Origin of the sequence: [Erwinia] mediterraneensis (genome assembly GCF_900604315.1) — a bacterium.
GTDB lineage: Bacteria > Pseudomonadota > Gammaproteobacteria > Enterobacterales > Enterobacteriaceae > Pantoea > Pantoea mediterraneensis_A.
On the sequence record NZ_LR026978.1, the window covers coordinates 2,511,571 to 2,524,992 of the forward strand.

The window sequence follows — 13,422 nt, forward strand, 5'->3', positions numbered from 1 at the left end:
AAGGGCCAGTCCAGGCCCTTTTTCTGCGGGTTATGCTGCGGCGATAAGCGCTTCCAGTTCCAGACGACTGGTCTTTTTACTGTCAATTTTCACGTAAGCGCTTTTCTCTTCCGGCACAATAAATACCGCCACCACGCCAGGCTGAGATTTCAGCCGCTGCTCCAGATTCGGTGCCTGAAGCGCCGCCTCGCTCAGTACCAGACGCAGACTACTGACATAAGGTGGTTCCTGCATAGTCATACTCACTAACAGCCAGAGCGTAGCGATCATGGCGCTGAGCAGAAAGACCGTTTGACCATCGAACTGGCCCAGCACCCAACCGCCCAGGCTGCCGCCAATCGCGACGCCAAGAAACTGACTGGTCGAGTAGATGCCCATTGCCGTACCTTTATAACCCGCCGGTGACTCTTTGCTTACCAGCGAAGGCAGAATGGCTTCCATCAGATTAAAGGCAATAAAGAACAGCTGCACGCCAGCGACCAGCGTCCAGAAATGGTTGCCCGATCCCCAGAGAACAATCTCTGCGATCACAATCAAGCCCACGCAGGCGACAAACACGCGCTTCATGCGGCGCTTCACTTCTGCATAGATAATAAAAGGCACCACACTGGCAAAAGCGATAAGCATGGTGATGAGATACACCTTCCAGTGATCCGCCGCGTGAAAGCCGGCTTGTTCGAACTGGCCAGGCAGGGCAACAAAGCTGGACATCAGCAAGACATGCAGGCAGAGAATGCCAAAATTTAATTTCAGCAGCCGGGGGTTTGCCAGAACCAGGCGGATGCTGCCTTTTACAATGCCAGACTCGCGATTCAGCAGGTGATGGGGAGCGGAAGGCACCACCAGCAGCGTAATGATAATTCCGAGCGAAGCGAGCAGGGCGATCATCCAGAACAGGGCATGCAAACCTAACGCATGCGTCACCACCGGCCCGACGACCATGGCAATCGCAAAGGTAATTCCGAAGCTGATGCCGATAAAGGCCATCGCCTTGGTGCGGTTCTGCTCACGGGTCAAGTCAGACAACAGCGCCATCACGGCAGCCGCAATCGCGCCGGAGCCCTGTAACGCGCGCCCCAGAATAATGCCCCAGATGGAATCTGAATTCGCCGCCAGCACGCTTCCCAGCACAAATACCAGCAGACCGCCGACGATAAGCGGTTTACGACCAATACGATCGGAAAGCAGGCCGAAGGGAATCTGGAAAATAGCCTGCATTAAGCCATAAATACCGATAGCCAGACCAATCAGGGTTTCACTGGCGCCCTGTAATGCCATGCCGTAAGTCGTTAAAACCGGCAAGACCATAAACATTCCCAACATACGCAGGGAAAAAACGGTGCCCAGACCCCAGGTCGCGCGTAGCTCCACCGGTGTCATTTTATTGTCGTTCATTACCACCTCTGTAAGTTTGCTGGGGTTATTCTAAGGAGCAGGGCAGGGCGGGTAAAACAATAGTTTTTAAGTAGTAGTAACAAAAAGAAAGGGCGCGATAGTCGCGCCCTTTTTGCTTTGCGGTGCTGATTACCGGAGGTAGGTCAGCAAGTCTTCCGATGCCGGGGCCATAAAGTCCACCGACATCATGACGCTCAGTGCCGTGATAGCCACAATAGAGAAGACGAACAGTTTACGAGCCCAAACACGATCGTTTGAGGTTTTGTAACCTGATAACGCCATTCCCAGCCACCACACGCTTACTGCCGCCGCAACCACCAGATATTTGTAGCCAGCGTAGCCGCCCAGTGTCAGCATCAGCGTTGCGATCATAAAAGCCAGAATGTAGAGCGTAATATGATTTTTCGCCACGGAAATGCCTTTCACTACCGGAAGAACCGGGATATTCGCTGCCTGGTAATCTTTAAAGCGGAAGATGGCAATCGCGTACGAATGCGGCATCTGCCACAGGCTAAAGATCGCCAGCAAAATCAGCGCGCCAGCATCAAACTCGTTGGTCACTGCGCAGTAGCCAATCACCGGCGGCGCAGCACCGGAAAGACTACCAATCAGCGTACCGTAGACTGAATTACGCTTCATATAGAGGCTGTAAATGCCGACGTATACGACGAAGCCCATCACCGCCAGCCACATGGCCAGCGGGTTTGCTCCGAAATACAGCAACGCGAAGCCAGCAATACCTAATACGGTTGCATAAACCAGGCTTACTTTCGGAGAGATGAGGCCTTTTACCAGCACTCGATTCCTTGTTCTCTCCATCTTTCTGTCGATGTCACGGTCGATCACGTTGTTAAAGACACAACCTGATGCGACGACCAGTGAAACACCAAACAGCGCGGTGAGGAACAGGGCGTAATCAATGCTACCTTTAGACGCCAGCAGAAATCCGCCAATGACAGAAATTAAGTTCCCGAAAATAATTCCTGGCTTTGTTACTTGCAGGTATTGCTTAATCATCACGTACGACTCTTTAGTGAACCATCATGTTGTAGTTGAGGTTCCACATAATCCACAGCGAGCCAACCACAACAATCAGGATAATAATTGCCGAGAAGACAATGGCCACCATGTTCCAGCCGCCCTCGGTTTTGGTGTCGAGATGCAGGAAGTAGATCAGGTGAACAATAACCTGAATCACTGCACAGACCACCACTACACCCAGAATGGTGCTTTTTGAGGCGCCGCCATCCATTACCATCCAGAACGGAATACCGGTCAGGATGATAGAGAGGATGAAGCCGATCATGTAGGACTTCACGCTGCTATGTGGGACAACATGTTCGTTGGCTGAATGACTCATTACATCACTCCCATCAGATAGACAACGGTAAACACACAAATCCAGACCACGTCCAGGAAGTGCCAGAACAGGCTCAGGCACAAGATACGGGTGCGGTTAGTGGAAGTCAGGCCACGTTTGGCGATCTGATACATCAGTACCAGCATCCAAATCAGACCCGAGGTCACGTGCAGACCGTGCGTACCGACCAGCGTAAAGAAGCCTGACAGGAAACCGCTGCGATCCGGACCAAAACCTTCCGCAATCAGATGATGGAATTCATAGATTTCCATGCAGATGAAGCCCAGGCCGAACAGGAACGTCAACGCCAGCCAGCCATTAACGGCGCCTTTGTTGTCGTGATTCATCGAAATCACTGCCATCCCGTAGGTAATGGAGCTCAGCAGCAGCAGAGCGGTTTCCACCAGAACAAACGGCAGTTCAAAGATGTCTTTACCTGCCGGGCCACCGGCAGTGCTGTTGACCATAACTGCATAGGTCGCAAACAGGGTTGCGAAGATAATGCAGTCACTCATCAGGTAGATCCAGAAGCCAAAGATCTTATTGGCTCCTGCATCGTGATGCCCATGCTCCGCATGGGCGTCGTGGTGGTGCTTAATCAGAGTTTCAGTTGACATTATTTCAGACCTGCTTTGCTGATATTGTCAAAGTGCTGCTTCTCGATCTGCTCGATCTCTTTAACCGGAACGTAGTAATCCACGTCCTCGTCGAAGCTCTTCACAACCCAGGAGACAATCATGCCCAGGAAGGTGAGGCCCGCCAGCCACCAGATATGCCAGATCATGGCAAAACCGAAGACTGTCGCGAAGGCAGCAATAATCAGGCCAGCGCCGCTGTTTTTCGGCATATGAATTTCTTCATATTTTTCTGGCTGCGTCCAGGCTTCGCCTTTCTCTTTCATTTCCCAGAAAGCGTCACGCTCATGCACGTGGGGGATAACAGCAAAGTTGTAGAATGCCGGCGGTGAAGAGGTTGCCCACTCCAGCGTACGACCACCCCACGGGTCACCGGTCAGATCACGGTTCTGATGACGGTCACGTACAGAGACCCAGAACATGATCAGCTGGCAGAGAATACCGCAAGCGATCAGAGCTGCACCGATAGCTGCAACAACCAGCAGCGCATGGAAACGCGGATCGATATCCTGGCTCAGACGACGCGTCATGCCCATAAAGCCCAGCGCGTACAGCGGCATAAAGGCAACGAAGAAGCCGATGATCCAGAACCAGAAGGCGCGTTTGCCCCAGGTTTCGTTCAGCGTGAAGCCCAGTGCTTTCGGGAACCAGTAGGTCACACCCGCCATACAACCAAATACCACTCCACCGATAATGACGTTATGGAAGTGAGCAATCAGGAACAGGCTGTTGTGCAGAACGAAGTCTGCGCCCGGCACCGCCAGCAGAACACCGGTCATACCACCGATAGAGAAGGTGACCAGGAAGCCTACCGTCCACAGCATGGCAGAATGCATCTGAATGCGGCCCTGATACATGGTGAACAGCCAGTTAAAGATTTTCACGCCGGTCGGAATCGCGATGATCATCGTCATGATACCGAAGAAGGCGTTAACGTTCGCACCTGCGCCCATGGTGAAGAAGTGGTGCAGCCAGACGATGAACGACAGAATGGTAATGGCGATAGTCGCCCACACCAGTGAGGTGTAACCAAACAGACGTTTTTTCGAGAAGGTTGCAGTAACTTCAGCAAACACACCAAACACCGGCAGAACAAGGATGTACACTTCCGGATGACCCCAAACCCAGATCAGGTTGACGTACATCATCATGTTACCGCCCATATCATTGGTGAAGAAATGGAAGTCAAGGTAACGATCAAGTGTCAACAGTGCCAGGGTCACGGTCAGAACCGGGAACGCAGCGATGATCAGGACGTTGGTACAAAGTGCAGTCCAGGTAAAGACCGGCATTTTGAACAGGTCCATGCCCGGGGCACGCATCTTCAGAATGGTCACGAAGAAGTTGATACCCGTCAGCGTGGTACCGATACCGGAGAGCTGTAGCGCCCAAATCCAGTAGTCGACCCCTACGCCAGGACTGTACTCCGCACCAGAAAGGGGCGGGTAGGCCAGCCAGCCGGTCTGCGCAAACTCACCCACACCCAGAGAAAGGTTCACCAGAACCACACCGATAGCGGTGAACCAGAAGCTCAGGTTGTTCAGGAAGGGGAAAGCAACGTCACGCGCGCCGATTTGCAGCGGAACCGCGATGTTCATCAAACCTACAACAAACGGCATCGCCACGAAGAAGATCATAATCACGCCGTGAGCGGTGAAGATCTGATCGTAGTGGTGCGGCGGCAGGAAGCCAGCCTCACCCGCCGAAGATATCATCTGCTGGGCACGCATCATGATGGCATCGGCAAAGCCACGCAGCAGCATGACAAAGGCCAGAATGATATACATGATACCCAGTTTTTTATGGTCAATGGAAGTAAACCATTCTGACCACAGATATTGCCACTTACCAAAATAGGTGATAGCGGCAACAAGTGCCAGACCACCTAAAATGATGGCGGCGATCGTAACCATGATAATAGGCTCATGGTACGGCACTGCATCCAGTGTTAATTTTCCGAACATCGTTTTATTCCTCGGCTCCCGCGGAAGCGGTGTGACTCATGTCCATGTCTTTATGCTTCGACATGTCCATTTTCCCGTGGCTCATCTTGAACTTATCAATCACCTGATAGAACAGGTCAGGATTTGCTGTAGAGAAATATTCCACCGGATGATTTTCGCTGGGCGCAGCCAGTTTTTCATACTCATCCATGGTGGTCAGCGTGGCAGGTGCCGCTTTCACTTTGGCAACCCACTGCTGGAATTCCGCATCGTCTTTGGTAGCAATGGCTTTGAACTTCATGCTGGAGAAGCCGCGACCGCTGAAGTTGGAAGACATACCGTCAAAGGTGCCAGGCTCGTTCGCGATCAGGTGCAGCTTGGTTTGCATGCCCGCCATCGCATAGATCTGGCTGCCCAGTGTCGGAATAAAGAAGGAGTTCATCACGGAGTTAGATGTGATCTTGAAGTTCACCGGCGTATTTACCGGGAACGCGATCTCGTTCACAGTAGCAATGCCTTGCTCCGGATAGATGAACAACCATTTCCAGTCCAGCGAAACAACCTCAATTTCAACCGGCTTAACGTCTGAAGCGAGGGGTTTACCCGGCTCCAGGGCGTGGGTTGATTTCCAGGTCAATACGCTAAGGAAAAGAATGATCAGGATCGGAATGGTCCAGACCACAGCTTCAACCTTGTTTGAGTGTGACCAGTTGGGGCTGTATTTCGCATTTGTGTTTGATGCCCGATATTTCCAGGCAAACACAACTGCCATTAGAATTGCGGGGATAACGACGATCAACATCAACCCGAAGGCTGTCAGTATCAGCGAACGTTGCTCCATCGCAATCTGTCCTTTGGGATTTAACAATGCACTATCGCAGCCACTTACTAATAAAGTGCCTGCAATTAATGACAAAATCCCCAAACTTTTATTGTATTTCCTGAGTCTCATTTAACGACCTCAATGACAAAGGGCTCTATTGTCGTTTAAGTGTGGCGGCATTTTACGGGAAGGTTTATGCAGTGTAAACCAGCTTAAGGATGTGTCAGACGGACGTTGACGCCTTTTGCTAAGAGTATCACAGATGTTAACGAGGTGAGTAAAATCTTAACGCTGACAAGCAGTTGGCGTTGATATAACAAAAAACAATAGTAATAACCTCAGAAAAATGAGGGAGCGTATAACCTTCGATTTAAGCTTTCAAATATTTAACAACTCTGTATCATTTGAGTGATAAATTCACCACAATATAATTACTCACCGGTTTTTAATATCTCCAGCTTAATGCGATTCCCCTGGTATTTAAAAGAAAAAAATAACACGCAATGATCAAAAAAGGGTTGGCCATTTTGCGGCGGCAAATTAATGCCGCCCCGCAGCAAAAAAATAAACCCGCCTTAACGCTCCTTACGTAGCGCCAGGTAATCGAGCAGGCTACCGCAGATCACACCCGCCAGCGTCAACACCATGCCGATTTCGAACAGCCTGGGCAACATCTGCACTGGCTGCCAGAGATTCGCTGCTTCCAGCGCCAGCACAATCAGGCAGAAAGCGAGCAGCACCGCCCCGGAAATAAACAGCCGCAACGTCCAGCGGTAACTTTGCTGTCCGGCGAGACGCGGAGTAAAAGTACCGGTCTGCTGCATGCGGTCAAGGGTATGACGACTGATCCAGAGCAAAAACAGGCCCGGCAGTGAAACCAGCACGGTAAAAGCATAAAAAGTGGGCCAGCCCCATAAGCCCACCAGCCAACCCGCCGCTGGCCCAACATAAACACGTCCTACGGCAGACAGGGCAGAGAGCAGGGCGAACTGGGTAGCGGAAAAGGATTTATTACACAGCGTCATCAGCAAAGCGACAAAGGCCGCCGTACCCATGCCGCCGCACAGGTTTTCCACAAATACCGCGCTGGCCATGCTCCACAGTTGCTTGTCCGTCACCGCCAGCAGCCAGTAGCCAAAATTAGAGAGCGCCTGTAACAGACCGAACAGCATCAGAGCGCGAAACAGACTCAGGCGCTGCATCAGCACGCCGCCCCAGAGCGCGCCAATAATGGTTGCCAGCAGGCCAAGGGTTTTATTAACCAGGCCAACATCGCCGGCGTCAAAACCCACGCCACGGATCAAAAATGTGGTGGTTAACGCGGCAGCAAAAGCATCGCCCAGCTTATAAAGAACAATCAGGGTAATCAGCAGCCAGGCGTTATTGCGCTGAAAAAAATCCTGCAGCGGCTCCACCACCGCCTGACGTAAAGAGTGCGGCGTTCTGACACTGGCGGCGGGTTCTTGCGCCAGCAGGGTGGCGATCAGCCCCGGCACCATCATCAGGGCCATCAGCCAGTAAGTGGCTTGCCAGCCAAGAAAACGGTCGGCCAGCCAGAGCGCCAGCCCGCCAGAGATCAGCATCGCCAGGCGATATCCCAGCACGGTGATCGCGGCACCGCTGCCGCGCTCTTCCGGCGGCAGCACGTCCGTTTTCCAGGCATCAAAAACGATATCCTGCGAGGCAGAGAGAAAAGCGACCAGCACCGCCAGCGCGGCCAGCAGGGTTAGGTTATGCGCAGGTTGCATAAAACCCATCGCCACAATGCCGACCAACAGCAGCAGTTGCGTGACCAGCAGCCAGCCACGACGCCGGCCCAGGAAGGGGGGCGTATAGCGATCCATCAGCGGCGACCAGAGGAACTTAAATACGTAGGCCTGACCCACCAGCGAAAAAAAGCCGATGGTTTTCAGGTCGACATTTTCTACCGTCATCCACGCCTGCAGCGTGCCTGAGGTTAATGCCAGCGGCAGGCCTGAAGCGAAACCGAGCAGCAGCAGAACGGCGGCGTTACGTTGCGTAAAAATGCGAAGGTAGTGATGAATCATACTCACCTTAGGGAGACGCCCGGCGCAGTTGCCGGGCGGAAAAGAACACTATCAGCGGGCGTTTTGCTTAATGAAGTTATGAACGCTGGTATCCTGTGCCATATCGGCGATCACATCGCTCAGCGTGGCGTTTACCGCATTGGTAATCTTGTCGTTGGTGGCATTGAATGCACCTTCAATGCTGTAAGTCTGGCGATAGTTTTTCACCTGTTTATTGCCATTCTGTGCCGTGGCGATAATAGAGATATCCGCTTTGGTGGTGATGCTGTAACGCACGTTCCCCTGGGTCACGTCGGCGTACAGATTATTGACCACAATCTGCAGATCAACCGCGCCGTTTGGACCGATCATATAGCCACGCGCGCTCATCTGTTTCTCCAGCACTTCCTGCAGCAAGAAGCGCAGGTCGCGTGAAGGCGTCAGGGTAACCAACTGACCATCGCGGTTTACTTTTGCCAGCGCCTGGTCGGCACGCTGATCGGCACCGTTAATGCTCAGCGTCACGCCCATCAGGCTGGGATCCTGCTGCGGCAGTTCAATTTTGGGTTGGACGTTAAGTGTATTGCTGTTGTTGGCACATCCGGCCAAAATAAACGCAGCCAGTAGCGGGATAAAGATTTTTTTCAACATACTTATTTCTCGTTAGCGTAGTGGGTTGGCTTGCAAAACGACGGTCATCATAGCATTGAGCGTCGCTGAAAAAAGCCCCGGCAAGCGGGATTTTGATTGCTAAGGTTTTTTTCAGAACGAATATGACTGCGCTGATTGACCGGGCAGTCAGTCAGGCTATGATGCGCAAGGGAAGAGAGAGGTCAGAGGATTTTTTTCTTTGTTCTCTGCGGAAACGGTAAAAATCCTACTATTATTTAAACAGATGGGGCACATCGCTCGCCGTTGAGGAAAGTAATGATGATTCGCGAACAAATAGAAGAAAAGTTACGATTGGCGTTCGAACCGGCACATCTGGAAGTGCATGACGAAAGCTATCGTCATAATGTCCCTGCAGGCTCTGAAAGCCACTTTAAAGTGGTGATCGTGAGCGACAGCTTTAGCGGCCAGCGCTTTCTGGCGCGCCATCGCGCCATTTATGGCGAGCTGACCGAAGAGCTGGCAGGCAGTGTACATGCGCTGGCGCTGCATACCTATACATTGAAAGAGTGGGAGGGCTTGCAGGACACTGTTTTAGCATCACCCAATTGTCGCGGTGCCGGTACACTGGCCTGACGATCATATTCTCCATAAAAACGGCCTTCAGGCCGTTTTTTTCTGTTTGTTTCCTTGAGAAACGCGATCTCCCGTGCAAAAAGCAGCAAAACCAGGGGAAAGGGGTGAGTTTGCCTCCTCGACTCATTCCGGTGATGCCGCTATAATGCGGCGTCTATTTTTCCGGAATGTCTTCGGGACGCTTCTGGTAACAGGGATCAGGGTTCTCTTCACAGAAGCCGTCCCGGTTGTTAGATACGGCGCATTTCACAATGTGTGGTGTCTGAAGTTGACCGAGCACGTGATTTTTTGAGGTAACAAGATGCAAGTTTCAGTTGAAACCACTCAGGGCCTTGGCCGTCGCGTTACGATTACTGTCGCTGCTGACAGCATCGAGAGCGCTGTGAAAAAAGAGCTGCTGGATGTAGCTAAGAAAGTCCGTATCGATGGTTTCCGTAAAGGCAAAGTGCCGATGCAGATCGTGGCGCAGCGTTACGGTTCTTCTGTTCGCCAGGACGTGCTGGGCGATCTGATGCAGCGCAACTTTGTTGATGCCATTATCAAAGAGAAAATCAACCCGGCAGGCGCGCCTAACTATGTACCAGGCGAGTACAAACAGGGTGAAGATTTTACTTACAGCGTTGAATTTGAAGTTTTTCCGGAAGTTGAGCTGAAAGGCCTGGACACAATCGAAGTAGAAAAACCGATTGTGGAAGTGAAAGACGAAGACGTTGACGTGATGCTGGAAACCCTGCGTAAGCAGCAGGCGACCTGGAAAGAGAGCGATGCGGCAGCTGAAGCTGAAGATCGCGCTACTATCGATTTCAGCGGTTCTGTCGACGGCGAAGATTTCGAAGGCGGTAAAGCGAGCGATTTCGTACTGGCAATGGGCCAGGGCCGTATGATTCCGGGCTTTGAAGAAGGCATCGTGGGTCATAAAGCGGGCGAAACCTTCACTATCGACGTGAAATTCCCGGACGACTACCATGCGGAAAATCTGAAAGGTAAAGACGCGAAGTTCGAAATCGTCCTGAAGAAAGTCGAAACACGCGAACTGCCGGAGCTGACGGAAGAGTTCATCAAGCGTTTCGGCGTGGAAGATGGTTCCGTAGCGGGCTTACGTGCCGAAGTACGTAAAAACATGGAACGCGAACTGAAAGGCGCGGTACGCAACCGTGTGAAAACTCAGGCGATCGACGGTCTGGTGCAGGCTAATGAGATCGACGTTCCTGCTGCCCTTATCGACAGCGAAATCGATGTGCTGCGTCGTCAGGCTGCTCAGCGCTTTGGCGGTAACGAGCAGCAGGCGCTGGAACTGCCGCGCGAGCTGTTTGAAGAGCAGGCAAAACGTCGCGTTGTCGTTGGTCTGCTGTTGGGCGAAGTGATTCGTACCCATGAACTGAAAGCGGACGAAACGCGCGTTAACGCGATGATCGAAGAGATGGCGTCTGCCTACGAAGATCCGCAGGAAGTGATCGAGTTCTACAGCAAAAATAATGAGCTGATGAACAACATGCGCAATGTTGCGCTGGAAGAACAGGCTGTGGAAGTCGTGCTGGAAAAAGCCAAAGTGACTGAAAAAGCCACCAGCTTCCAGGAACTGATGAACCAGACCGCAACGGCTTGATCCTTCAGTTAACTGCACGTTCTGAGCCCGCTGCTGCAGAGTAGCGGGCTTTTTCGTTTTTTTTCCGGTTACCAGCGCGCATTTGTCGCTTATGTGCTGGATTAAACGGCAAAATCTTCGCTAAGCGATTTTCCTGGTTAGCGATCAAAGAAAAGATTGTTATGCTTGAAACAGCTGGGCAGCATCCCCAGATGAAAGGATATGCGTGAAAACAGCAGACTGGCTGACGAACCGTCCTGAAGATGTCGGAGAGGAGGTTGAGCATAGTTTTCCCGGCTCGGCTCACGTAGAATCGGTACAGAATGTTGCCAATGAAATTTATCAGGAGACGGTAATGTCATACAGTGGCGATCGTGAATTTACTGCACCGCACATGGCGCTGGTGCCTATGGTGGTTGAACAAACCTCGCGTGGCGAGCGTTCTTACGACATTTATTCCCGCCTGCTTAAAGAGCGTGTGATCTTTCTGACCGGCCAGGTTGAAGACCACATGGCTAACCTGATTGTCGCTCAGATGCTGTTTCTGGAAGCGGAGAATCCGGAGAAAGATATTTATCTGTATATCAACTCACCGGGCGGCGTGATCACCGCAGGCATGTCAATTTACGACACAATGAAATTTATCAAGCCCGACGTCAGCACCATTTGTATGGGACAGGCCTGTTCAATGGGGGCTTTCCTGCTGACCGCTGGTACTAAAGGTAAGCGTTTCTGCCTGCCAAACTCCCGTGTGATGATCCATCAGCCGCTGGGCGGCTACCAGGGCCAGGCAACGGATATTGAAATCCATGCCCGTGAAATCCTGAAGGTCAAACAGCGCATGAACGAGTTAATGGCTGAGCATACCGGCAAATCGCTGGAAGAAATTGAGCGCGATACTGAGCGAGATCGTTTCCTCTCAGCCAGTGAAGCGGTAGAGTATGGGTTAGTCGATTCTATCCTGACACATCGCGAATAAGACTTATCTGCCTGCGCCATTACGCTATAGTTAACGGGATACGGTAGATTAGTTGAATGAATATCGGCCGTGTACGCACGGCCTGCGCCGTACTCCGGTATGGCCAGAGAACAAGAAGAGGTTAACTGATGACAGATAAGCGCAAAGACGGTTCAGGTAAGCTGCTGTACTGCTCTTTTTGCGGCAAAAGCCAGCATGAAGTGCGGAAGCTGATTGCCGGGCCGTCAGTGTATATCTGCGATGAGTGTGTCGATCTGTGTAATGACATCATTCGCGAAGAGATTAAAGAAGTTGCTCCGCACCGTGAACGCAGCGCGTTGCCGACGCCACACGAAATCCGCCATCACCTCGATGATTATGTTATCGGCCAGGAAAAGGCGAAAAAAGTGCTGGCAGTGGCGGTGTACAATCACTACAAACGTCTGCGCAACGGTGATACCAGCAACGGTATAGAACTGGGTAAAAGTAACATTCTGCTGATCGGTCCGACCGGTAGCGGGAAAACGTTGCTGGCTGAAACGCTGGCGCGTCTGCTGGATGTGCCTTTTACTATGGCAGATGCCACCACGCTGACCGAAGCAGGCTATGTAGGGGAAGATGTTGAAAACATCATCCAGAAACTGCTGCAGAAGTGTGACTACGATGTGCAAAAAGCGCAGCGCGGTATTGTCTATATCGATGAAATCGACAAGATTTCCCGTAAGTCAGACAACCCGTCTATCACCCGTGACGTTTCAGGTGAAGGTGTGCAGCAGGCACTGCTGAAACTGATTGAAGGTACGGTAGCCGCCGTTCCGCCGCAGGGTGGACGTAAACATCCGCAACAGGAATTTCTGCAGGTGGATACGTCAAAAATCCTCTTTATCTGTGGCGGCGCTTTTGCCGGTCTGGATAAAGTGATTTCCCAGCGTGTGGAAACCGGGTCAGGTATCGGCTTCGGCGCCACGGTGAAAGGCAAATCACAGAAAGCGACCGAAGGGGAATTGCTGTCGCAGGTTGAGCCGGAAGATCTGATCAAGTTTGGTCTGATCCCGGAATTCATCGGTCGTCTGCCGGTTGTGGCGACCCTGAATGAGTTGAGCGAAGACGCGTTGATTCAGATCCTGCGTGAACCGAAAAATGCCCTCACCAAGCAGTACCAGGCGCTGTTTAACCTGGAAGGGGTGGAACTGGAATTCCGTGACGAAGCGCTGACGGCAATCGCGAAAAAAGCGATGTCGCGCAAAACAGGCGCACGTGGGCTGCGTTCAATTGTTGAAGCGGCTCTGCTGGAAACCATGTACGACTTACCATCTATGGAAGACATTGAAAAAGTGGTCATTGATGAGTCGGTCATTGAGGGGCAATCTGAGCCGATGCTGATTTACGGTAAGCATGAAGCCCAGGCCTCTGGTGAATAAATAAACAAATCTGCCACGTTGTTATCTTAA

The 13,422-nt window shown here is 51.8% G+C and carries 12 protein-coding genes; 4 read left to right on the forward strand and 8 right to left on the reverse strand.

Annotation, left to right across the window (positions count from 1 at the left end; genetic code table 11):
• Positions 1 to 30: 30 nt before the first annotated feature.
• The 8 genes from E0E17_RS11625 to E0E17_RS11660 form a co-directional block, all read right to left on the reverse strand.
• Positions 31 to 1,395, reverse strand: coding sequence for an MFS transporter (locus E0E17_RS11625; protein WP_130834227.1), 1,365 nt, complete (start codon positions 1,393 to 1,395; stop codon positions 31 to 33).
• Positions 1,396 to 1,524: 129 nt separating this feature from the next.
• Positions 1,525 to 2,412 (reverse strand): heme o synthase, encoded by an 888-nt coding sequence (cyoE, locus tag E0E17_RS11630; RefSeq protein ID WP_130835527.1) that lies wholly within the window; start codon positions 2,410 to 2,412, stop codon positions 1,525 to 1,527.
• Positions 2,413 to 2,425: 13 nt separating this feature from the next.
• A complete protein-coding gene (locus E0E17_RS11635; RefSeq protein WP_130834228.1) occupies positions 2,426 to 2,755 on the reverse strand; it encodes a cytochrome o ubiquinol oxidase subunit IV in 330 nt (109 codons plus the stop codon).
• Positions 2,755 to 3,372: a cytochrome o ubiquinol oxidase subunit III gene (locus E0E17_RS11640; protein ID WP_130834229.1), complete on the reverse strand. Its 618-nt coding sequence runs from the start codon at positions 3,370 to 3,372 to the stop codon at positions 2,755 to 2,757. Before E0E17_RS11640 ends, E0E17_RS11635 begins: the two co-directional genes overlap by 1 nt.
• Positions 3,372 to 5,354, reverse strand: coding sequence for a cytochrome o ubiquinol oxidase subunit I (gene cyoB, locus E0E17_RS11645; RefSeq protein WP_130834230.1), 1,983 nt, complete (start codon positions 5,352 to 5,354; stop codon positions 3,372 to 3,374). The genes E0E17_RS11640 and cyoB overlap by 1 nt, the downstream gene beginning before the upstream one ends.
• A 4-nt stretch (positions 5,355 to 5,358) precedes the next feature.
• Positions 5,359 to 6,285: a cytochrome o ubiquinol oxidase subunit II gene (gene cyoA, locus E0E17_RS11650; protein WP_130834231.1), complete on the reverse strand. Its 927-nt coding sequence runs from the start codon at positions 6,283 to 6,285 to the stop codon at positions 5,359 to 5,361.
• A gap of 446 nt (positions 6,286 to 6,731) precedes the next feature.
• Complete coding sequence (gene ampG, locus E0E17_RS11655) at positions 6,732 to 8,201, reverse strand: muropeptide MFS transporter AmpG (protein ID WP_130835528.1); 1,470 nt, start codon at positions 8,199 to 8,201, stop codon at positions 6,732 to 6,734.
• Positions 8,202 to 8,255: 54 nt separating this feature from the next.
• Positions 8,256 to 8,834, reverse strand: a complete 579-nt coding sequence (locus E0E17_RS11660; RefSeq protein WP_130834232.1) for a lipoprotein — start codon at positions 8,832 to 8,834, stop codon at positions 8,256 to 8,258.
• 279 nt (positions 8,835 to 9,113) lie between these two features.
• On the opposite strand from E0E17_RS11660, the gene bolA reads away from it, so the two are divergent.
• The 4 genes from bolA (at position 9,114) to clpX (ending at position 13,392) form a co-directional block, all read left to right on the forward strand.
• On the forward strand, positions 9,114 to 9,428 hold the full coding sequence (gene bolA, locus E0E17_RS11665) for a transcriptional regulator BolA (RefSeq protein ID WP_130835529.1): 315 nt from the start codon (positions 9,114 to 9,116) through the stop codon (positions 9,426 to 9,428).
• A gap of 301 nt (positions 9,429 to 9,729) precedes the next feature.
• The gene (gene tig, locus E0E17_RS11670) at positions 9,730 to 11,034 is read left to right on the forward strand and encodes a trigger factor (RefSeq protein ID WP_130834233.1); all 1,305 of its coding nucleotides are present in this window, start codon (positions 9,730 to 9,732) and stop codon (positions 11,032 to 11,034) included.
• Positions 11,035 to 11,368: 334 nt separating this feature from the next.
• Complete coding sequence (clpP, locus tag E0E17_RS11675; protein WP_130835530.1) at positions 11,369 to 11,992, forward strand: ATP-dependent Clp endopeptidase proteolytic subunit ClpP; 624 nt, start codon at positions 11,369 to 11,371, stop codon at positions 11,990 to 11,992.
• 128 nt (positions 11,993 to 12,120) lie between these two features.
• The gene (clpX, locus tag E0E17_RS11680; protein ID WP_130834234.1) at positions 12,121 to 13,392 is read left to right on the forward strand and encodes an ATP-dependent protease ATP-binding subunit ClpX; all 1,272 of its coding nucleotides are present in this window, start codon (positions 12,121 to 12,123) and stop codon (positions 13,390 to 13,392) included.
• The last annotated feature ends 30 nt before the right edge of the window (positions 13,393 to 13,422 follow it).

Coding starts and splice junctions, on each gene's coding strand:
- cyoE (WP_130835527.1), bottom strand. CDS start 2,412: ATGATTAAGCAATACCTGCAAGTAACAAAGCCAGGAATTATTTTCGGG.
- cyoA (WP_130834231.1), bottom strand. CDS start 6,285: ATGAGACTCAGGAAATACAATAAAAGTTTGGGGATTTTGTCATTAATT.
- E0E17_RS11640 (WP_130834229.1), bottom strand. CDS start 3,372: ATGTCAACTGAAACTCTGATTAAGCACCACCACGACGCCCATGCGGAG.
- clpX (WP_130834234.1), top strand. CDS start 12,121: ATGACAGATAAGCGCAAAGACGGTTCAGGTAAGCTGCTGTACTGCTCT.
- E0E17_RS11635 (WP_130834228.1), bottom strand. CDS start 2,755: ATGAGTCATTCAGCCAACGAACATGTTGTCCCACATAGCAGCGTGAAG.
- clpP (WP_130835530.1), top strand. CDS start 11,369: ATGTCATACAGTGGCGATCGTGAATTTACTGCACCGCACATGGCGCTG.
- E0E17_RS11660 (WP_130834232.1), bottom strand. CDS start 8,834: ATGTTGAAAAAAATCTTTATCCCGCTACTGGCTGCGTTTATTTTGGCC.
- bolA (WP_130835529.1), top strand. CDS start 9,114: ATGATTCGCGAACAAATAGAAGAAAAGTTACGATTGGCGTTCGAACCG.
- tig (WP_130834233.1), top strand. CDS start 9,730: ATGCAAGTTTCAGTTGAAACCACTCAGGGCCTTGGCCGTCGCGTTACG.
- E0E17_RS11625 (WP_130834227.1), bottom strand. CDS start 1,395: ATGAACGACAATAAAATGACACCGGTGGAGCTACGCGCGACCTGGGGT.
- cyoB (WP_130834230.1), bottom strand. CDS start 5,354: ATGTTCGGAAAATTAACACTGGATGCAGTGCCGTACCATGAGCCTATT.